The organism is Thiocystis violacea, from assembly GCF_016583575.1.
GTDB classification, from domain to species: domain Bacteria; phylum Pseudomonadota; class Gammaproteobacteria; order Chromatiales; family Chromatiaceae; genus Thiocystis; species Thiocystis violacea.
Genome location: NZ_NRRG01000037.1, coordinates 13,208 through 33,611, shown reverse-complemented (window position 1 = coordinate 33,611; position 20,404 = coordinate 13,208). Strand labels below are relative to the sequence as shown.

Annotated in this window: 21 protein-coding genes and 1 pseudogene; 10 read left to right on the top strand and 12 right to left on the bottom strand. The window is 61.7% G+C overall.

Going from position 1 to position 20,404, the window contains the following annotated elements; genetic code table 11:
- Positions 1–100 precede the first annotated feature (100 nt).
- The 3 genes from CKO27_RS16370 to CKO27_RS16360 all read right to left on the bottom strand — a co-directional run bounded on the left by CKO27_RS16370 (position 101) and on the right by CKO27_RS16360 (position 3,055).
- Positions 101–370: a hypothetical protein gene (locus CKO27_RS16370; RefSeq protein WP_200375985.1), complete on the bottom strand. Its 270-nt coding sequence runs from the start codon at positions 368–370 to the stop codon at positions 101–103.
- Between the two features lie 79 nt (positions 371–449).
- Entirely contained in the window at positions 450–1,406 is a 957-nt protein-coding gene (locus CKO27_RS16365; RefSeq protein WP_200375984.1) for a tyrosine-type recombinase/integrase, read from the bottom strand.
- Positions 1,407–2,089: 683 nt separating this feature from the next.
- Positions 2,090–3,055 (bottom strand): hypothetical protein, encoded by a 966-nt coding sequence (locus tag CKO27_RS16360; RefSeq protein WP_200375983.1) that lies wholly within the window; start codon positions 3,053–3,055, stop codon positions 2,090–2,092.
- A 293-nt stretch (positions 3,056–3,348) separates the two neighbouring features.
- Here CKO27_RS16360 and radC point away from each other — a divergent pair, with 293 nt between their 5' ends.
- From radC to CKO27_RS16335, 5 genes are all read left to right on the top strand, one after another.
- Positions 3,349–3,852: a RadC family protein gene (gene radC / locus CKO27_RS16355; RefSeq protein WP_200375982.1), complete on the top strand. Its 504-nt coding sequence runs from the start codon at positions 3,349–3,351 to the stop codon at positions 3,850–3,852.
- 192 nt (positions 3,853–4,044) lie between these two features.
- A complete protein-coding gene (locus CKO27_RS16350; protein ID WP_200375981.1) occupies positions 4,045–4,551 on the top strand; it encodes a hypothetical protein in 507 nt (168 codons plus the stop codon).
- 186 nt (positions 4,552–4,737) lie between these two features.
- Positions 4,738–5,052 (top strand): hypothetical protein, encoded by a 315-nt coding sequence (locus CKO27_RS16345; protein ID WP_200375980.1) that lies wholly within the window; start codon positions 4,738–4,740, stop codon positions 5,050–5,052.
- A gap of 11 nt (positions 5,053–5,063) precedes the next feature.
- Positions 5,064–5,270 (top strand): hypothetical protein, encoded by a 207-nt coding sequence (locus CKO27_RS16340; RefSeq protein ID WP_200375979.1) that lies wholly within the window; start codon positions 5,064–5,066, stop codon positions 5,268–5,270.
- Positions 5,245–5,616 carry a hypothetical protein gene (locus CKO27_RS16335; RefSeq protein ID WP_200375978.1) on the top strand — a complete coding sequence of 124 codons (372 nt, stop codon included), beginning with the start codon at positions 5,245–5,247 and terminating at the stop codon, positions 5,614–5,616. The genes CKO27_RS16340 and CKO27_RS16335 overlap by 26 nt, the downstream gene beginning before the upstream one ends.
- Before the next feature lie 59 nt (positions 5,617–5,675).
- On the opposite strand, the gene CKO27_RS16330 is transcribed toward CKO27_RS16335, so the two are convergent.
- On the bottom strand, positions 5,676–5,864 hold the full coding sequence (locus tag CKO27_RS16330) for a hypothetical protein (RefSeq protein WP_200375977.1): 189 nt from the start codon (positions 5,862–5,864) through the stop codon (positions 5,676–5,678).
- Positions 5,865–5,890: 26 nt separating this feature from the next.
- Between CKO27_RS16330 and CKO27_RS16325 the strand changes: the two genes are divergently transcribed.
- Entirely contained in the window at positions 5,891–7,117 is a 1,227-nt protein-coding gene (locus CKO27_RS16325; RefSeq protein WP_200375976.1) for a site-specific integrase, read from the top strand.
- A gap of 711 nt (positions 7,118–7,828) precedes the next feature.
- Here the strand turns inward: CKO27_RS16325 and CKO27_RS16320 are convergent.
- Positions 7,829–9,715, bottom strand: a complete 1,887-nt coding sequence (locus tag CKO27_RS16320) for a DEAD/DEAH box helicase (protein WP_200375975.1) — start codon at positions 9,713–9,715, stop codon at positions 7,829–7,831.
- A 407-nt stretch (positions 9,716–10,122) separates the two neighbouring features.
- On the opposite strand from CKO27_RS16320, the gene CKO27_RS25015 reads away from it, so the two are divergent.
- Positions 10,123–10,257, top strand: a complete 135-nt coding sequence (locus CKO27_RS25015) for a hypothetical protein (RefSeq protein WP_276570173.1) — start codon at positions 10,123–10,125, stop codon at positions 10,255–10,257.
- 354 nt (positions 10,258–10,611) lie between these two features.
- Here the strand turns inward: CKO27_RS25015 and CKO27_RS16315 are convergent, their stop codons facing one another.
- The 4 genes from CKO27_RS16315 to CKO27_RS16300 form a co-directional block, all read right to left on the bottom strand.
- Positions 10,612–11,718, bottom strand: coding sequence for an SIR2 family protein (locus tag CKO27_RS16315; RefSeq protein ID WP_200375974.1), 1,107 nt, complete (start codon positions 11,716–11,718; stop codon positions 10,612–10,614).
- 3 nt (positions 11,719–11,721) lie between these two features.
- Positions 11,722–13,041 (bottom strand): restriction endonuclease subunit S, encoded by a 1,320-nt coding sequence (locus CKO27_RS16310; RefSeq protein ID WP_207280875.1) that lies wholly within the window; start codon positions 13,039–13,041, stop codon positions 11,722–11,724.
- A 150-nt stretch (positions 13,042–13,191) separates the two neighbouring features.
- Positions 13,192–13,626, bottom strand: coding sequence for an IS200/IS605 family transposase (gene tnpA / locus CKO27_RS16305; protein ID WP_200375972.1), 435 nt, complete (start codon positions 13,624–13,626; stop codon positions 13,192–13,194).
- Positions 13,627–14,173: 547 nt separating this feature from the next.
- Entirely contained in the window at positions 14,174–15,637 is a 1,464-nt protein-coding gene (locus CKO27_RS16300; protein ID WP_200375971.1) for a patatin-like phospholipase family protein, read from the bottom strand.
- A gap of 303 nt (positions 15,638–15,940) precedes the next feature.
- Between CKO27_RS16300 and CKO27_RS16295 the strand changes: the two genes are divergently transcribed.
- The 3 genes and pseudogenes from CKO27_RS16295 (at position 15,941) to CKO27_RS16285 (ending at position 17,050) form a co-directional block, all read left to right on the top strand.
- Positions 15,941–16,153, top strand: a complete 213-nt coding sequence (locus tag CKO27_RS16295; protein ID WP_200375970.1) for a hypothetical protein — start codon at positions 15,941–15,943, stop codon at positions 16,151–16,153.
- Positions 16,154–16,185: 32 nt separating this feature from the next.
- Positions 16,186–16,638 (top strand): annotated as a pseudogene (locus CKO27_RS16290) (glycogen/starch/alpha-glucan phosphorylase).
- Positions 16,639–16,771: 133 nt separating this feature from the next.
- Complete coding sequence (locus CKO27_RS16285; RefSeq protein WP_200375969.1) at positions 16,772–17,050, top strand: hypothetical protein; 279 nt, start codon at positions 16,772–16,774, stop codon at positions 17,048–17,050.
- 86 nt (positions 17,051–17,136) lie between these two features.
- On the opposite strand, the gene CKO27_RS16280 is transcribed toward CKO27_RS16285, so the two are convergent.
- The 3 genes from CKO27_RS16280 to CKO27_RS16270 all read right to left on the bottom strand — a co-directional run bounded on the left by CKO27_RS16280 (position 17,137) and on the right by CKO27_RS16270 (position 20,357).
- The gene (locus CKO27_RS16280) at positions 17,137–17,781 is read right to left on the bottom strand and encodes a hypothetical protein (RefSeq protein WP_200375968.1); all 645 of its coding nucleotides are present in this window, start codon (positions 17,779–17,781) and stop codon (positions 17,137–17,139) included.
- Positions 17,782–17,954: 173 nt separating this feature from the next.
- Positions 17,955–19,289: an ArsB/NhaD family transporter gene (locus CKO27_RS16275; protein WP_200375967.1), complete on the bottom strand. Its 1,335-nt coding sequence runs from the start codon at positions 19,287–19,289 to the stop codon at positions 17,955–17,957.
- Positions 19,290–19,307: 18 nt separating this feature from the next.
- A complete protein-coding gene (locus CKO27_RS16270) occupies positions 19,308–20,357 on the bottom strand; it encodes an amino acid ABC transporter substrate-binding protein (RefSeq protein WP_200375966.1) in 1,050 nt (349 codons plus the stop codon).
- Between the last annotated feature and the right edge of the window lie 47 nt (positions 20,358–20,404).

Here is a 20,404-nt window from a genome sequence, read left to right as displayed (position 1 = left end):
GGCGGCTCTTCCAGCGGGCTCCATCGCCCCCCCTCGCGGGATCAAGGAACCCAGGGGGACCACCGGCGACGGATGGCTCGCTCGTGGACGCTGTCGGCGGTTACGCCGCCCCTTCCTCATTGAGGTGCGCATAGTCAGGCTGCTGGGCGTGACGCGGATCGTTGAGGATGGCATTGAACTCGCCGAGCACGCGCTCGAACTGATTCTGGCGAAGCTCCGGATCTTGGGCTGGAATATCGATCCAGCCGATCATTTTGCCGCGATCGTTCAAGAGCCCCACCCCGTTCTCAAACCCAACGACTTGCGCAATCAGCGCGATCAGCACGCTGTTCATGTTTGGCAACAGCACGGCGCGAATGGTTTTACTCATCAAACTATCCTCACAATAAACAACTGGTAAATGGCGGAATCTCGACCGAGAAACCCGCTCGACCTTGGGCAGCGACATCTCACGCTAGGCCATCGCGACCCTCCTCGCCGGGACCCGGCGGCAGATATGACGCGAAGACATCGCCCACCACGGCGGCGGTGGCCGCGAGGCGGGCATCGGCGGTGACGATGTAGCGTTCGGTCACCTGGACACTGGAATGACCGAGCAGGCGACTGACGTCGCTGAGCGAGCGCTGTTGAGCGGCCAGGGTCGCGAAGGTGCGCCGTAGATCATGGATCCAGAGCCCGTCGATCCCGGCCTGTGCGAGCACGCGACGGAACGCGCGTGAGGGGCGCGTCATGTGACCGTCCCCCCGTCCTGGAAACAGCCAGGCGTTGCGCTGGTGCTCACGCAGTTGAGCGAGGATGCCAATCGCTGCCGGGGAGAGCGGCACCAGGCGCGATCGACCGTTTTTGGTGTCGGGCAAGCGCAGCAGATTCCGGGCAAAATCGACATCCTCCCAGCGAGCGCTGAGCGCTTCGGAGAGACGCATTCCCGTCACCAGGAGCAAGTAGACCAGCGCGCGCACCAGGGGAGGCGCGTCACCGAGCGCGTCGAAGAAGGCGGGATACTCGTCCTCGCGTAGAATCCGCCCCCGGTGGTTACGCTCCTGAAACAAAGAGAGTCCCAACGTGGGATTGACCTGGAGCACACCATGTTGACAGGCTCGCTTGAAGATGACCTTGAGCAAGGCGATGATCCGGTTGATGGTCGCGGCGGCATATCCAGCGGCGGCCAGTCCATCGATGAACCGTTGCAGCTCCGCCAGCGTGATCGAACCGAGCGCGCGCTCACCCAGAGTCGGACGGATATGACGATTGAAGCGCGAGAGCGTCGAGCGCCAGGAACGCTGCGCATGTTGGATGGCGAGCAGGTGGGAGCGATCGAAAAACTCGCCCAACACCACGGCCAGCACGCGCGGATCCACCCCCTGAGCGAGCAGTTCCTGATACTGCGCGGCCTGGAACACGGCCATCGTCAAAGATAAGCGTCGACACCGCGACATCAGTCCGCTCTCCCGAGCGTCAGACTACGCTTACGACCGGTGAGCGGGTCGCGGTAGCGGAAGATGTAGGTGCGGCGACCGGAGGGATACGTGGCGAGGAATAAGCCCGTGATACCCGCGATGGGACGCTCGGTTTGCCGCCGAGCCGCAGCACGGGGCGGCGGCAGCGGAATAGGAGAGAAGGTTGATTTCATGCGTACCTCTGAGGGCCGTGTGAGTGTCAACGGCGGTCAGCATACGCAGGCTCAGATGGCCTAAACAGGGGGCCGGAGACTCGTAGACCCGGCAAGGACAGGACGGCGGGACATCAAACACCGGCCTGTAATGAGCCAGTTAGAAGGCTAAGTGATTGATTTAAGATTCCAGAGTCGCGAATGGACGTCGCGTCAGATCCAGGTCTAAACAGAGGAACCGACGGGCCTAGGGCGGAGAATAGCCCGTGTAGATCGCGGTGCCGGTGCCGACTGTCGCGGCAGACCAGAACCGCACAACGCGCGCGGGAGGCGTCGCCGTGTCGAGCCGCCGCCAGCCTCGGAAGGGGACGAACCCAAGCGAACCGGGGTGATGTCGCTTGGGTGCGGCAACGGCTTGGAGTCCTGCCGCACCGCCTGAGCGAGGAGGAGACTCCTGACTCAGGACAGTGCAACGGGTTATCAGGACGGACGGGGTGCCCGTGTCTTGTTGAAATGCTCAATGATCGTTAGCATCGGCCAATTCGCTCGTTTGGCGCGCCTCACGACACGTCTACTGAGGCTTTCGATCTCTTCACGGAGCATTCGGGAAGAATCTTTCATATCAACAGCACGCTCAAATTCGACCATCTTTTCCCAATGCAGCAAGCCCAGTCGCTCAGCTGTAGTGACTTTGATATCGAGCAAGTGACGAAGCGTCTGGGGACGCAGATGTCCAAATAACTCAAAGCACATCAACCCCATCGATTGTGTAAATTGGCGAGCAATAGATCGATAATCATTATTGAAAATATCCCTGTGACGTTGAGGGCTGGGCGCCAGATCAACCTTACTGAACACCCCATCAAAAGCGTACAGTCGCTCAAGAAACGTCTCAGTACGCTTTACGATTTCAGCAGCGTACACTGCCTGGAAAAGGCCGAGCCAAAGCATCTGCTCAATCTCATGGATAAGAGCGCCTGTTGTTGAGTGAATAGCCTCGGCGGTTTGGGTGAATTCTTCTTTGGACACATACCGCCCAATTTCACGGTGGCGGGCAAAGACCCCTCCCGCTCGACCCCAGAAATGAAAAGCACGCACAGCGACGCGATAGGGTTCAAGGCAATCATTCAAGAAGGCTTTTTCGGACTCGGACTCGGACTCGGACTCGGACTCGGACTCGGACATGGAGACGATCAAATCGCGCAAACCCTGTTCAAGCTCTTCTAAGATCGAGTCCAGCGATATTGAGTGATGCAAGACGCGGCCATAATCAGATTCAAGCAGTTTTTTGAGTGAGAGATTGACCTTTTTATGGATTTTCTCGTAATCCGGCTGACGCATATTCTGAGAGCACGCGACTAGATCCTGCTCAAGAAGCTTGAGTTGACGAGAGCCCCTCCAATACACCGAGGAAAAAGAAGAAAAGTCGACCACGGAATCATTCATGCTATTTTCCTTATACAGTCTGAATAACGATCTGTCAGGCGCCAGCGTCACACCCTACACCCTCAGTCCCATATCATATCTATGATCCGACCGGGTTGTTTCCCAAGACGGTGAACGACATCACGCGCGCGGATCGCCACCGATCAAGGCGGACTTGAGGGTTCACTCATCCAGCCCCTGTCAAACATGTAAAGGCCCACTCCAGCGTCCTGGAGTGGGCCTTTTTCGTTGATCGCTCAGAACCGGGCAATGACCCAGACGGTCATCTCGGCTCATGTCCAGGAGATCCTTCCATGAAACGCACATCGCGTACCCGGCTGTTACCACCAGACACCCAACGCGCACGGATCCTGACGGAGGAGGACCAGACCCTGATCGCCCAGGCGATCCACTGTCTGGAACGCCACTATCTGGTCAAACAGGACGCGCTCACCAGCCCGGAGGCCACTCGCGACTATCTCAAACTGCGCCTCGCGGGCCTCGCCTATGAAGTTTTCTCGATCCTCTTCCTCGACAACCGCCATCGCGTGATCCTCTACGAGGAGCTGTTTCGCGGCACCCTCGACGGGGCGAGCGTCCATCCGCGCGAGGTGATCCGCCGGGTGATCGAGACCAACGCCGCCGCCGTCATCTTCGCCCACAACCATCCCTCGGGCGTGGCCGAACCGAGCCAGGCGGATCTGCGCCTCACCCAGCGCCTCAAGGACGCCTTGGCGTTGATCGAGGTGCGGGTGCTCGATCACGTCATCGTCGGCGATGGCGCGGGTGTGTCCTTCGCCGAACGCGGGCTGCTGTAGCCCGGACCGCGAGGGCGTCAGAGTCCCCCCCGGTCACGGCCATATCATGTCTATGATCCAGTGGGTCGTTTTCTGGCCCTAACGATCGATCGCGCGACCTGGTCTCGCCAACCACCAGGCGCCCCCTCGAACGCCCGTTCCCAGTCACTGGAGCGGGCGTTTTTCTTTGATCCATGATCAGGAGTTTGTGCGATGACCAAGGCTACCAGCCCCGCCCCCGAACCCATCACCCCGATCGCCCAGCACAGCATCCCCAAGCTTAGCGAACGCGCCATCGGCCAGATGACCTATCAGATCGGCGTCGGCGACTCCGGCACGGTCTACCTCGCGGTCACGGCCAACGAAGGCGGCGGTTACTTCAGCGCCGAGTGGGTCGCCTTGCCCCGCCTGCAGGAGCGGCTCGCCGCTTACCGAGACAGCGGACAGTCCTTCCCGACGCCGGTGTTGCGGGCCGCCTACAGCAACCGTTCGATCAACAACGGCGGCTTCCTGGCCGCGATCCTGCGTCATCTTGGCCTGCTCAAGCCCGGCGATCCGGCCCATCAGCATGTCCTCGCCGAGGGCTGGAGCGACTGGGAAGCGACCCAGCGCCAATACCGGGCGGATGGAGCCTGTGTGGCGGTGGCGGCCCCGGATCCGATGGCGAAACCGCTGACGCGCCAGCGCCAACGCGCCAAGCGGGCCAGCGCCCCGTCATGAAGCCCTTACCGTCACCGCTGTTCAGGAGTGCCCATGTCCACCTTACAGCCCATGGTGCGGTGTCCTTCTGGACATCGGCGAACGTTTCCCCTCGTCACGCCGCTCGCCAGCGCGCGAGCGGTCCGTGTGCCGCCCCGATCCCTGTTGTCCTTGTTCTCGCTCACCTTCGCCCTCGGAGATCTCATCATGACCCTTACCACCGCGTCGACCGCGCCCGAGTCGCCGCAACCCCCGCTGTTTCCACTCGGGCGCCTGTTGGCCACGCCCCATGCGGTGCAGGTGTTGGCGACCCACAACGTCGACACCCTGTCGCTGCTCCAGCGCCACGTCCAGGGCGACTGGGGCGAGCTGGATCCCGCCGATGTCCAGGCCAACCAGGACGCGTTGCACGACGGCGCGCGGCTGTTCTCCAGTTACCGCCTCAGCGAGGCGGTGCGGGTGTGGATCATCACCGAGGCCGATCGTTCGGCCACCACGGTGCTGATGCCGGAAGACTACTGAGGAGGTTCGCCATGCCCATCACGCGCGATCTCGCCCTCGGCGCCTGGGTCGTCACGCTGGATCCGGATGCGCGGGAGTTCTTCGAGGAGCGGGCGGCGGTCGTCGAGTATGACGCGGGGTTACCGCGCGACGAGGCGGAGGCGCTGGCCCGGACACTGACGCTCGCTTATCTGCAACGCCGGGAGGCCCGCGATGGTTCGGATCGATCGACCGAGTGAACTGGGGCGGGTCGGCGAGCCGGCGATCCGCACCTGGCTGGAGGCGCGGATGGGGGAACTGTTCGCGGAGGGCTTGGCGGTGAGCTTCTGGCGGCTGGATCCCGAGGAGGCGGTCTTGCCGGCCTGCTGGGAGGCGTGCTGGGGACGGCGGCCGCACGCGCACGAGACGCTCGATGACCTCTTCGCGGTGGTCGAGTACGTCGAGGAGCAGCCGACCTTCTATGCCCTGGTGGTCCCGGCCAACCACGAGGCCGACCTGATCCTGATCGTGCCGAAGTCGGCCACGCTCGATCCGGCCTTCCGGAAGCGGCTGGCGGCGGACAGTGTCCGCGCTAGCCCTTCCTGACGACCACCGCCCCGGGCATGGACCGGGCGCCAGAAGCGCGTCACCGGCGCACGGAGGCGTCATCGCGTGATGGCGGTGCCGTGGTTGTTCATCACCACGGTGCCGCCCCCGTCGGCCTGACCAGATCCAGGGACTGGAAAGACGAGGAACCGCCCCCGGCAACACCCGCACTCCGATGACGCGCTCGTCCCCTGGCCTTCTTCTTGAACCTCGAACAGCCGCCGCTCAGGCGGCTTCTTTTTTTCCATGGCCCTTTCGATCGGAGGCTCTCGCCATGACGACCACGCCCCCCATCCCGTCACGTTTCAAATTCACTCAGAAGCGGATCGATCAACTCCCACCCCATCCCAAGGAGGCCCGTGCGACCGAGGGCGAGTACAGCGATACCGAGGTGGCCGGACTCAAGCTGCTGGTGTCGAAGAGCGGGCGCAAGTTCTTCTACTTCCGCTATAGCGTCAACGGCCAGAAACGGGCGGTGAAGCTCGGCGAGCAGGGCGCCTTGTCGGTGACCGAGGCGCGCCAGCAGGCGCTGGAACGCCGCTATCAGCTCGATCAGGGACGCGACCCGCAGGCCGAGAAGATCGCCTTACGGGCGATCCCGACCTTCGCGGAGTTTGCCTTGCAGGAGTACCTGCCCTACGCGCGCCAGCACAAGCGCAGCGCCGATTCGGATGAGAGTAAGTTGCGGGTCCATCTGCTGCCGCGCTTCGGCGCCCAGCGCCTCGACACCCTCACCACCCGTGACCTTCAGCGCTACCACGGCGAGATCAAAACCAGCCATTGCGCGGCCACCGCCAACCGCCATCTGTCGCTGCTGGCGAAGCTGTTCAAGCTGGCGGTGTCGTGGGAGCGTCTGGCCAAGAATCCTTGTCTGGGGGTGAAGAAGTTCCAGGAGAACAATCAACGCCATCGCTATTTGAGTCAGGACGAGCTTCAGCGACTGTTTCAGGCGATGGACGCGGAGCCCAATCAGGTCATCGTCGCGGCGTTGAAGTTCCTGCTGTTGACGGGGATGCGCAAAGAGGAGGCGCTCCAGGCGCGCTGGGAACACGTCGACCTGGACCAGGGGACGCTGTTTCTGCCTGACACCAAGAGCGGGCGCTCGCGCTATGTGGTCCTGAATCCGGCGGCGCTGGCGTTGCTGCAGGCCCAGCCGAGGCACGAGGACCATCCCTATGTCTTTCCCGGTCGGGTGGCGGGGCGGCCGGTCAACAATCCGCAGAAGGGCTTCCGACGTCTGCTGGCGGCGGCTGGGATCACGAACTTGCGGATCCACGACCTGCGTCACAGTTTTGCGTCCCTGGCGGTGAATGCGGGGGCGACCCTCTATCAGGTTCAACATCTACTGGGGCATGCCAGCGCTCAGACCACCCAGCGCTATGCCCATCTCAGCGATGACGCCTTACGCACGGCCTCGGCGGCGGTGGCCACTTCCGTGACCCAGGCGACCCAGAACCCGACGGCGGCGAATCCATCGGATTCATCGGATGGGGGGCCGTAAGCAGGCGCGAGGCGTCGCCAGCGGGATCGCATGAGGAGGGCTCCGGCTCCTCATGCGGTTCTTGTGGGCTCTCGGGGATTTCCCGTGGTAGCTAGCCCATTAAAACATCAGTCCATGACTGGCGCGTCTGCGGATGTGTATCACGGTTCGATGACGGAGCGCTCCAACGTAACCATTCGAGTGACTTCGAGAAATATTTTCTAAAAGCAACTAGTTAAAAATAGTAGTGATTCTTATTTGTGCTGAAGCGGCGTATGTTTTTGGTGGAAACAGGAACTAAAGCCAGGAGTCCGAACCCTTGATAGTATCTTCAATCATTTGATCTAAAATGATTTTTACACGTAGCAAAACTCGATTTGATCTGTAATCGTTGGGTTCGAAGCCCCCCGTTCACCGAACGCGCATGAAAAGTTTAAAGCCTTGAAGTTTAAAGACTTTATTCAAGAGCTATCGAGAGCCTGAAGACCCTTCTTTTTTTATCTTTTTTATCTTTTTTTATCTTTTTCAAGAAACTTCCTCGACCCGCCTCAAGCGGGTCGGGGATCTTAAGTCGTCAGGCCATCACGGCCTCGATCAGCCCCAAGGGCGTTTCACTGTCTCGAACAGGCGGCGAAACTGTCGAAAATAGGCCCATCCTTTAATAATCCCGCAGTTTCGCCACGCACCAGCGGATCGCCATCCCCGGATCGTTGACGCACCGGATCGCTTCGGTCATCGGGACGACCGCCGCGTTGGCGGGCGTCGGGTCACTCGGGCGGGCTCCAAGGCGCGATAGCGATAGCCACCCCAGGCCGGACCGCGATACAGGTAGTGGTGCCGCTCGATGTCGCTGTCGGTGTAATCGCGAAACAGCTTGGTCACGAATTGAGCTGTGACGTCATAGCGACCATCCGGCTCACACCGGACCCCGCGCGCGGACTCGCCGACGAGCTGGGCCGACACCTGGTAGAGGGGATCCCGCCGCGAGACGTCCTGCAACGCCTCCAGCACCAGCGTTCGACCCAGCGCTCGTGGAATCTTCAGGGGACCGTCATAGCCGGGCGTGTCTTGCGCCCGACAGGCCGCCAGGCGCTGATGCAGGGCGCGCACCAGGGCGTCATCGAGTCCTTTGACGAAGCGCCAGCCCGGCCGTTGATGGTTGGCGCGCAGCATGGCGAACGCGCTCTCCAGGTCGATGACCACCTCGTTGGCCAGTTCCCAGGCGACCTGGATCAGCGAGCCTTCATGGGTCCGGGCGCGTCCATCCAGCGCGAGGAGAGAGGCCAGCGCCTCGAAGGGGGTGGCGGCCTCACCCGTCTCGACCAGGCGGATCAGGCGCTGTTCCAACGCCTCGACCAGGGACTCGCGCTGTTGCTCGGCCAGCGCGGTTGCCGTCTGGAAGGCCGCCCCCAACGCCGGATCCGGCGGCGGTTCGCCGACCTGATAGTGGAGGATCTCGCAGGGCTCCAGTTGGGCGACCAGGCGCGCGCGCAGGGTTTCGAGCGAGCCGTAGTGATTGTCGGTATCGAGTCCATAGAGGTAGGCGAGCCACCCCGGATGATTGGGGAGCACCTCGACCGTCCCATCCGGGAGGACGCGCGCCAACAAGAGATCAAAACCACTGAAACACCGATAGGTGGCATTCAACCGCTTGACGCGGGACAGCACCATCGGCGCGGTCAGGGAGGGTGAGGTGTCCGTTAGCGCCATCGCGGCCAGCCAGGTGCCATGAACCAGGGTCTGCATGGTCTGCATCCGGGCGCGTTCGTCGGCGATCACCCACGGGGCGGCGGCCTCGGGCAGGCGCTCCAGGTGGAGAAAGACCTCGGGATTGCACTGGCGAAACCGTCCCAGGAACTGGCACAGCTCGGCGCTGTGGACCGGCCCGATCAGGTGCACGCAGCCGAGTTGGGGATTGTGCAGGTTGATCCCTTCATCGAGCAGTGAGGTGGTGAGCAGGAGCTGACAGTCCGTGACCAACTCGGTGGCCAACATCTGCTGGATGTCTTCCTCGTCCTGGATCTTGCTGTGAACGACCAGGCAGCGATACCCGTGAGCGCTGAAGAAGGCTTCCAGCTCATGCAGGACTTGGCTGTCATTGAGGCGGATGACGTTGAGCGCCTCGGGATCCAAGAGGTTCTGGCGGATCAGGGTCTGGGTCCAGGCGCGGAGATCCACGTACTCCACGATCGCCACCTGGCGTACCCAGGGCGCGGGTTTGCGCACGCGGATCCACTGGTCGATCGGGATCTCCAGCAACGCGGGTTGCAGGGTGGCCGAGAGCCCCAGGAAGCCGCCGAAACCGCCCGATTGCCCGAGGGTGGCGAGGGCATCGAGGATCCCTTGCAGGGCCTTGGGACGGTAGCCACCGGCCTGATAGAGCTTATGGACCTCGTCCATCACCAGGAGGTAATCGTCACAGCCACCCGCCAGCCGGGCGACGATGGCGCCGAGTTGGTCGTAGGTGGCGATGATCGGGGGTTGGAGGTCGGCGAGCGGGCGCTGGCCATGGACGAGTGTCAGATCACGGTCGGGCCGGGTGGCCGCGAGTTGCTCGACCTGACTGACGGTGGGCAGCAGCAAGATCAGGGGCCGCGCGGGGGCCAGGTGATCGAGCACGTAGGTGGTCTTGCCAATACTGGTTCCGCCTTCGAGGATGACGCACCGCCCCCCGGAGCACCGGGGGGCGATCGCTCAGCCATTCGTCGGCGCTCAGTTCCAGGATCTCCAGGGTTTCCAGCTCATCCAACGGGCTCACCCATACCTCACGCCTTCATCACGATCATCGACTGGGTCATCAGAAAGATAATGAGAGTTGACTAAGTGCGAAATCTTTTAGATCAAAACGTCAAACAACGATCCAGGGTTCAGACTCCTGGCTTTATTTCAGGGCTCCACCAAAAAATACGCCATTTCCGCGCAAATAAGAATCGCTTTATCTATTTTTTAAGCTTCTAATATTTAAGATAATATCACTTAGAACAACTCTAAGGATGACACGTTCTTCGAATGGAGTGGCGGGTTTGGTGTCCGTCGATCCCGTCATCGCCGCCTTCGCGGCGGGCTTGGACGCGGACGCACGGGAGTTCTTCGAGGAGCGGTCGGTGATCGTCGTGTACGAGGAAGGCCTCTCGCGCAACGAGGTCGAGAGGATGGCCTAAGAACTGCCCCGGCGCTATCTGCGACCCTTGGTGGGCCGGATCCCAAGCGCGACGCACGGGGGTGAATCCGAGGGAGCCTGAGTCCGACGCGACCGGAATACGCCCGGAACGCGTTCCGTGTGAGGGCTTGTCGGGGTGGCCTTCACGCCTAACCTCCAGCCGGACCTCGGGTTCGGCTGGATTTTTTTGGTCGCGGAGCGTCAAGGTTGACGGACTGGCTGTTCGTCAGACGCTGCCGGGGGGGGCGATCATGAGGAAGTCGTCTTCGGACGGGGCACGCCAGCCATCAAGTCAGCCCAAGTGACTCGCCGGTGGCATCGTGAAAAGGCGTCGATGGGTTCTTCTCGTTGACTGTCAGTCAAGCAAGAGTGCAAGAATCTGCCCGACGTGCTCGTGTTCTCCATCGGGGTACCAGATCGGCGAGACATGTGCTTCGGCGAGTCGGTCATCGATGGTCTTCTTCTTGTCCATGTCATCCGGGCTCGCGAGCAGGGCATAGTGGTGCGGGAGGTTGTCTAGTCCCTCGTGTTGCGCGACGCGCATCAACGTCAGGATGGTCCGATCCACGGAAAGACTGCACCCAAGAAAGAGAAAGCTGTAGCTGACGAAGAGCCGACGCAGAAGCTTGGGCAGTGGGAAAGTCATGTTGATGTCCCCGCCGTTGCCATAGGCAGCATCGTATTCATCCTTGTTCAGAACGCGCTCGGTCGCGTTGTCGAGATTGCCATGAAGCTTCAGCAGGTAGCGTTCGCCGGCTGGAATGGCTCGGAAGAACGCGCTGGAACGCCCCCTGCCTGTAACCTTTTCGACGAACGCCTTTCCGTCGCTTTCATAGGCCCGTTCGAGCACTCGGTCGAAATTGGTGGTGATGGCGCAACTGTCGAACAGGCGCGGAAGCAGAGTCACGGCACCGGTGATCTCATCCGGGATCTGAAAGTCGCGCTCGAAGTCCAGGTTGAAGCGGTTTCCCCCAAGGTCGGTGACAAGGTCGTTCATCACTCCCTCGTAATCGTCCATTTCTTCAAGACGAATCCGGATCGCCTCACGATCGAGCCGAGTATCTCCACAGAGATTGAGAAGATACTCTTTCCACTCCGGGCATCCCGCGCCCTTGGACATGCCGGCACCCACGAACGGGATGACGAAACCGCGTTGGCAAGCACGCTTCAGTTCCTCGAATCGAGTCAGATTGCGCGGGAACTGGTCGGTGTTGAGGATACGGGCCTTCTCCTGCTGATCGAACCGCTTGGCTTCCTGTTCATAGAGCTTGCGGTCACCAAAATAGAAGGCACGGCTGGGCTTCGCCAGAGGGATTTCCTCGTCGCCGCGTTTGCAGATGACCTGAATGTCCGTGATCTCCTCATCGTCGATGGTTGCGTCGAAGCGGGAGTGCTTGCCGACGCCAGCGAACTCATCGAGCGTGGCTTCGTGATCGAAAGGTCGTTGTGGACGCATCGGCATCGGTCAGGCTTGCGTGGTGAGTTCGGCGACGAGGGCTTCGAGGAGATTCGCGGCGGTGGCGCGGGAGGTGGCGAGTTGGGCTTCCAATTGGTCGACCAAGGCCATCAGTTGATCCACTTTGGCCACGATCCGCTTCTGCTCAGCGAAGGGTGGAATGGGGACTAGAAAGTCACGCAACAATCCAAGATTCAGACCTTCGTAGGCGATGCCACGGAGGTTCTCCTCGACCCTGCCCTGAAAGTATGGAGACGCAATCACAGTGAGGATGAATGCCGGGTCAATCTCCGTATGGACGGGAATCACGGCGACCTCGCGTGCGATGTTGTATCCCTTCAAGTCCGGGGGGACCACGGCGCATCCGCCGAGAGTCCCGCGAACGTTGATTAGCACCTCGCCCCCTTCGAGTATGGTTCGACCATACTCAGACGAGAGCTGCTCCGTCACCTTCCGAATGCCATTTAAATCGATTCTTCGGAAGCGGACGTTGCTACACCGAAGAATGAACACTCCATCCTGCTGAGGCTCGGCACCAAGTTTGATGACGCCGTAGGAAATGCCTCGTGTCGGGAGCAGGATGGAGCCGAGTTGTGAAAGTGACCATCCACTTGGGAGATCGAATGGGAGCTTGGCCTGCTCGTTGCACTCGGACGATCCATTTCCAGTCTTCTTGGGCGGGGCGCCTGAGTGAATCCGTTGGAGAATTGTTTCGCCAGGTTCGTCGCCGGGGTTCTGGGTGACGAGTTTTCCTTGGACGGCGAGGGTGAGGATGGACTTTCGTAAGTCTGAAGGTTGAATGCTGAAGGATGAATGGAAGAGGAAATCGAGGTTGGCCGGGGTGGGCGCGTCGGCAAAACGGGCCAGCGACGCGCGTGCGAGCGCGGTGTACCGCGTCTCCCGTTCCTCCTGCTCCGCCTCCAATCGATCACACAACGCCATCAACTCATCCACCTTCGCCACGATCCGCTTCTGCTCGGCAAGCGGTGGAATGGGAATAGGCAGCGAAAGGAATGCACTGCGCGCAATACCGCCAATAATTCCGGTCATTCTGGCGGCAAACCCCTTAAAGAACGTTGGCGCTTGATAAACGTAGAAGATGTATCGGTGATGAATCCCCTCGCAGACCTCGTTCGCAAAAAGCTTGTTGCCGAAACAAATGTCGCGATCAGTAACCCCGATCTTCCGGCCAGCACTTCCGCCTTCAGCACAAATCAAGACGGCGTTTGCAGTCGCCACCTTAAAGCGGGTATCACCCGGCGGGACTTTCAGCCCGTTGTCGTAAACCAATGCATCTCGGCCATAGCCGACATCCTTTGTTGCAATCAATCACTATGGACTAGAAGTCCATAGTATGGATTGCGGCTGAAAGCCGCGTTTCGGCTGAAGCCGACTGAAAGACACTCACTAAAGAGTGAGTCGATGGCGACTGAAAGTCAGCGTTTCGGCCGAAGCCGACTGAAAGCCGATGACTGAAAGTCATTCCACCACGAACTCGTCGTCATTGTGATTCGGGTGTTGACCATGATTTTCCAAATACTCCTGTATCATCTCATCCGTCACATGACCCGAACTAAAAGCGGCATACCCAATCCCCCAGAAATGTTTACCCCAATAGATTTTTCCAAGCTGCGGAAATTCTTCTTGTATTTTCCTTGATGATCGACCCTTACACAATCGAACAATATCGCTTACCGACAGTTTTGGAGGATAGGATATGTATAAGTGGACATGATCTTTACTGACTCGGCCTTTGATAATTTGAATATCGTTTTGGTCGCAGACTTGACGAATCAGATCCCGAATACGCAAACCAATATCTTTCGTCAATACTTTGTATCGGTATTTCGTAATCCAAATCAGGTGGACTTTCAAGTCATGAACAGTGTGCGATGCTTTTCTGTAAGACCTCATAAATGAGAGTATACTAAAAGTCTTGCACTAAAGTGCATAGTTTTTACTAACGAATTGATACAATAAATGATAGTGGCCTCAAGAATGGTAACATGTCATGCGCTAGAATCATGACAGCCACTCAAGCGATGGCTTTAACCCAGCGCGTTAAAAGCACTCGTGGAGCCATCACGTTGAGGTAGACCCAACACCGCTGTCATGAACCGCCATGTGCCTGTCGGAAACCGTGTCGTCATGGTTTTCGGTTGAATCAGTTTTCCGACCGTCTTTACCGGGCATTTTCAACGCCGCTTTCTGGGCCTTGTCGAGGTTATTCCCGCCGTGTCGAGAAACAGATCTGTTCCGACAGGTCGCGTCATGGCTGGCGTTTCACGAAATGGCGGTCTATGACATGACGGCTTGTTCTGCCTCTCCTCGTGATGCCCGCGTTGCTGACGGAGATGGGCCTTGATCCAGGCCAATTGATCGCGGAGGCCGGGCTCGCCCCATCCCTGTTCGCTGACTCGCAGAGCACCCTTGCCTTCGCCGACGTGGGCCGTTTGCCGCTCTAATGCACCGTCGCTGGACTTCCCGTCGCCGGTGGTGCCGCCACGACTCTGGCGCCGACGTCCTTGAGCAATCGCTTGAATTCCGGCGAGTCCATGATGATGGTTCCCGCTGCCGCGCGCAGGCGATCGACGGCCTCGGGGGGCAATACGAACGACGTCGGCTGCTGATTCAGATAGTCCAGCTCCGCCTTGTCCTTCAGCAGGGGGAACGACACATCGATGGCGTAGATCTCGGCTTCGGGAACGCGCAACGCGGCGGCGACTGCCGGATCCTTGTTGGCCGCATAGGCGGCCGAGTTGCGGATCCGGCGCAACGTTTGCCACCGCGCGGCCGTGTCTCTCAGCAGCTCGACCGCCTCGTAGGAAAAGGCGTCGATCGGCGTGCCGGCGGCTTTGAGCAGAATGTCCACGGTGCCGGGCGGGGCCTCCGACGCGTCCCAGTTGGTCGGAGGCGACGACAGTGAATTGACGCTGATCACGATGATCCGGCGCGCACTGTCGATCGGTGATGGCAGACCGGCATCGTGCAACGCCTCGAGGATTTCCAGCGAATCGAGCACCGCGCGCATGCCCACGTTGTCCGATATGCCGCCGTCGACGAGATGCAGGTAGGGCCGATGGACGCTATCGCGAAAGGTCTGTTCCGCCTTGAGCGAGCGAATCGCCCGTGCGGCGGGCCGGGGCGGGTTGTCGGAGTCGAGGAATGGCTTCACCCAACTGGGTGGGATCGACTGACAGGTACCGCCATAGTTATTGATCGTGACCGGCGAGAGCACCACGGGTACCGCCGACGAGGCGGCTGCGGCGCGGGAGAGCCGGACCGCATTGAGATCCGAGCAAACGACGTCGAAGACGCGCTGGTTGAAGACGAAACGGGAGCCGGTCGAGATGTCGGTGGCCGACGCCAGGATCAGCGGACCCTTGCCCCGGTTGAGATCACCGAATGTGGCACCGTTGAACAGGATTTCGTCGTAGAGTTCGGCCGCCAATTCGGAACGACCCCAGCCCGTCGCCCCCAGCTTGCCCCAATTAGAGGGACTGAAGGTGCGCGCGATGATCTCGCCCTGCACATCGCGCTTGAGGAAGCGTTGTTCGTAGTCGTCGAACAGCTTGTCTCCGTAGAGACCATAGGCAAGCGCCGTGAAGCTCCCGCCCGACACGCCGGTGATGACATCCACCGCGTCGAGCAGGCGGACCTTGTGGCCCTGCGGTCCGACCACCTCGGTGCGCCGCAGGAACTCCAGGACGCCATACGAGAAGGCGGCGGCGCGCGTGCCTCCGCCCGAGAAGGCGAGGATGACCAGGTTCTCCTGGTTTCTGTCCCGCGCCTGGCGCGTCTCGAAACGGTAGCCGGCGCCCGGGTCGGTCTGGGTGATCGGCGGATTGATCGGGCGGGTGGCGCAGCCGGCGAGCAGCAGCAACGAGGCCATCACCCACCAGGATCGCATGTGTAAGCCAGACATGATGTCTCCCGACCAGACCGCGACCGGCTACTGGCTCATTGGATGTTGCGTCTGCGGCCTTCAAGACGCGCGGCGCGCGCCTGCCCGAAGACCGCCTATTGTTGCTGGCCCTGCTGCGCGGCCCTGGCCGTCTGCTGTCGCGTTGCGGGAGGGCGGCAACCGCAGGATCAGCTCCAGGCAACATCCACTCGCTCGGATCTTGGGAACGAGCCAACGTGCGCAGAATACTCCGGTTGATGGTCGCTCCACCGGTTTGATTTCAGACTGAATATCGACGGTCCGACATTTGGGGAAAACCCGACCATGGCAGAGATGTTTGAGACGCGTTATCCGAATCTCGCGGCCTGGATTCATGAGCACGATGGTTGGATCGAAATCGGACGTGACGAGTACAGCCGTTCGCTCATCCGGATACTCGATCTAGGCGGGATGGTCTGGGAAGGGGAGGAGAAATACGCCTCGCTTGACGACGCATTAGCCGCGGCTGACCGGGCGATTGTCGAAAACCGGCCTTGAACTCGCGTCCTCAGCGGACAATTGCCCCTCGTGTGTCAATCACCATCGGTACGCTCGACGGGGCCAATGTCGAGATGCGCGAAGAGGTCGGCGCGGACAATTTCTTCCTGTTCGGACGCACCGCCGACGAGGTCGCGCGTCTCCAGGGCGAGGGCTATCGGCCCGCCGACTCTCTGACCGGCAACGCCGAGCTGGGAGCCGTCATGGCGCTGATCGGCAGCGGGCATTTCTCCGGCGGCGACTCCGAGGTCTTCCGCCCCCTGGTCTAGAACCTGGCCCAGTCGGATCCCTTCCTGGTGCTCGCCGACTATGCCGCCTATGTCGCCTGCCAGGAACGCGTCAGCGCCGCCTGGGCGGACCAGGAGCCGTGGACGCAGATGTCGATCCTCAACTGCGCCCGGAGCGGCAAGTTCTCCTCCGACCGCGCCATTGCGGAGTACGCGCGGGAGATCTGGGGGCTGCATGCCGTACCCATTCCGGTCTAAACCGCGACTGGTACGGCATGTGGCACCGCCATCTCACCCTGTCCGACCTGCCCAGGCACCGCGTTTTCGTCGGGTGCCAGCGCCACGGCGGACGGGGTCAACTTCTCTTCAACATCCTGCCCCGGAGGAGACCATGAGCGAGATCTCACACGAAGAAGGCGTGATCGTCACCATCCTCGAACGCTTCGAGAAGTTCCGGCTCCCGCGCGCGCTCGACATCAAGGCCAAGGTCGACCGCGGCGAGCCGCTCGACGACGCCGACATCGACCACCTCAAGCATGTGATCGAGGATGCCGAGCACATCAAGCCCTACATCGACAAGCGGCCCGAGTTCGAGAAGCTCTATGCCCGCGCGGTCCATCTCTACAGGGAGATCACCGAACAGGCGTTGAAGAACGAGCCGGGTGCCTGATCCAGACCATCAAGCCGATCCACGCCAGGATGGCCTGGATCAGCGTCCCCCAAACGTGCCCTTGATTGGCATGCGCCGGATCGCGGTTAGTCGTCATGGCCAGTCCCACGGCGATTGTCGATCAGGATATAGAGACTGATGAGCAGCACCCAGACGGGAAAGACCAGCAGGATGCCCTCGATGTGGCGGCCACTGAACAGGAGCAGCAGGGCCAACGGATATCCCAGGACGGCGATCCAGCGCGCCAGGAATCGGGTGCGCAGGGCCAGGGTCGAGGTGACGATCATGAACACGCCCGCCATCTTGACGGCATAGACGTTCATGATCTCGTAGGTGATGGCGCGCCCGAGTGCGAAGGCGGTCGAACCGACCAGTCGATCCGGCTCGGACGTATGCGCGATGATAAGTCCACCAGCGACGGCGGCCGAGAAGAAGAGCAGGGCGAGGAACAGGAGTCCGCTGCCGAGGAAGACGGTCGCGAAGAAACGATCTTCCCGTTCGCCCAACCGATCGCGCAACACGCCGATGAACCAGAGAAAGGCGATGCCGGCAAAGGGCACGAGATTGAGCGCCAGCGCCACCGTGTCGGCACGGGTCGCGAGCCAGGCACCCGCCTCCAGCGGATCGGCCGGGACCGCTTGGCGGAGCAGCAGGACGCTGGCCATCAGCAGGAGCGAAAACAGGATGCCGGCGACGGCGGCAGCGCGGGGCGCCCGCAGGTGCTCGCGCACGCGCCCTGTTGCTCTCTGGGAGTCAGGCCAGATCAAGGGAGAGCGGCTCTTTGAAGATCGCGCGAATCCGTGCCATCGACCGCGCGCTCGATGGCCCTCTCGATGAGTGATTCCGGTAACGCTGGCGCGTCTCGCGGCCGAAACTGGATTGAAAGAGATTCATGCGTCCGCCCTTAAAGAACCATCATCGCGCCCACATAGAGCGCCCCGACACCGAGCTGCACCACCGTGATGGGCACACCATAACGCGCAAAGCGCGCGAAGCTCACCCGCTCGCCCTGACTGGCGCAGATGCCGACGCTGACGATGTTGGCCGAGGCGCCGACCAGGGTGGCGTTGCCGCCGAGCGTGGCGCCGAACATCATGGCGATGAAAACCGGCAGGGTCGCCGCTGGCCAGTCGGTGAAGCCGGCGGCGAGCGCGACCTCGGGCACCGCCTCGGCGGCCACCAGATAGCCCTTGGTCATGACCAGCGCGGCGGCGACCACCGGGATGTTGGCCAGCAGGCTGGAGAGCATTCCGATCCCGGCGAGCAGCAACAGCGCGACCAGGGTCAGGTCGGCGCCGAACCAGGCGTAGAGTTGCAGCGACAGCCCTTGGAGCAGCCCGGTCTTGGTGAAGGCCTGGACCAGGACGAAAATGGCGCCGAGGAAGACCAGGGTCTTCCAATCGACGTCGCGCAGCACCGCGTCCACCGGCTCGACATGGGCGCCATAGATGACCAGCAGGGCCAGGGTGGCGCCGATGATGGCGACCGCCGGCGGTACGATGCGACTCGGCAGTGTCTCGCCGATCAAAAAGAGCACCACCATGACGACCAGCACTAGGAGGGCGAAGGTCACGAAACCCTTACGCTCGATGCGCGGGGCCGAGGCCTTGGGCGGCAGGGTCGCGCGTAGCCGCCAGATGTCCGGCATGAGTCGTGGCAGGAGCGGCAGGATCACCAGCACCGCCAGCAGACCACCCAGGCTCACCTGCTGAAGATACTGGGTGAAGGAGAGACCGATGGCGCTGCCGACCAGGAAGGTGGCCGGATCGCCGACCAGGGTCAGCATGCCGGCGGAGTTGCTGACCAGCGCGGCCAGGATCATGGGGGCGACGATGTCCACCTTGAGCGCGCGTGCCACGCCGATGATGATGGGGGCGAGCAGGATCACGGCGGTGGCATTGGGCAACAGGGCGCACACGGGGGCCACCAGCGCGACCAGGAGGAGCAGGAAGCGTTTGCCGCTGCCGCCGGTGGCGTACAGAAAGCGCGCGCCGATCCGCTCGAAAACACCCGTTTTGGCGAGTACGCGCGCGACCACCATGCCCCCGAACAGGAGCGCGAGCGGCCCACCCGCGACCTTGGACGCCTCCTGCAGGTCATGGCGGTCGAGCAGACCCAGCACGATCAGCAGACAGACCCCGAGCAGGGCCGCCACCATCATGTCCAGGATGTCGAACGCGATCAGCAGGATCACGCCGGCGAAGATCCCCACGATCAGCCAGATCTGTAGCGTGCTCATCGTTCGGTGCCTCGCGCGTCAGTCGATGGAGGGGGCGTAGAGCAGCCCGCCCTGGGTCCAAAGCCGGTTCAGTCCGCGCTCGAGACCGAGCGGGCTGTCCGGCCCCAGGTGGCGCTCGAACAACTCGCCATAGTTGCCGACGGCCTTGACGGCGCGCGCGGCCCAGCCTGGGGTGAGGCCCAGGGTCCGTGCGAGTAGGGCGCGCTCGTCGTGCGAGAGCCGCGACAAGGGGGTGCGCCCCTCGGCGAGCACCTGGTCCAGGTTGGCCTGGGTGGCGCCCCACTCCTCGGCCAGGATCAGCGTATGGATCACCCAGCGCACCAGAGTCGTCCATTCCTGGTCGCCACCCCAAACCACGGGCGCCAGCGGCTCCTTGGAAATCCGCTCATCCAAAATTCGCCAGGACTGACGACCACCGGGGAGACGCGAGCGCGCGGCGGCCAGTTGCGAGACATCCGCGCTGTAGGACTGACAGCGCCCGGTGCGGAAGGCGTCCGCCACACCCGTAGCGGAATCGATCGCCAAGGGGGTCACCGGAAGGTCGCGCAGACCGAAATAGTCGCGCAGGTTGCGTTCGTGCGTGGTGCCCTTCTCGATGCAGACCGTCGCCCCAGCAAGCTCCGAGGGAGCGCGGACCGGCGAGTCAGCCGGCACCATGAAGCCCTGTCCGTCGTAAAGGAGCACCGCCGGAAACTGGAGTTTGAGGATCGCCTCGCGGGTCAGGGTCCAGGAGGTGTTGCGCAGCAGCAGATCGATCTTGCGCGCTTGCAGGGCGGGAAAGCGGGTCGAGGCGCGCAAGGGCACGAACGCAACCGCTTCGGCGTCGCCCAGCGCGGCGGCAGCCACGGCGCGGCAGACATCGACATCGAATCCTTGCCAGCGTCCGGCGGCATCGCGCTCGGAAAAGCCGGGGATGCCCTCGCTGACCCCGCAGTTCAAGACCCCGCGCGACGTGAGCGCGTCCAGCACATCCCCCGCGTTCGCGGGTGGGCCAAGCGGGAGCGACAGTGAACCAGCGCAGACGAGCGAGGACAGAAGCTTGGACCAGCGCAGCGACCAGGACATCATCTGACTGAACCCCGCTGAATGGAGACCGTGCGAACACACTATAGCCG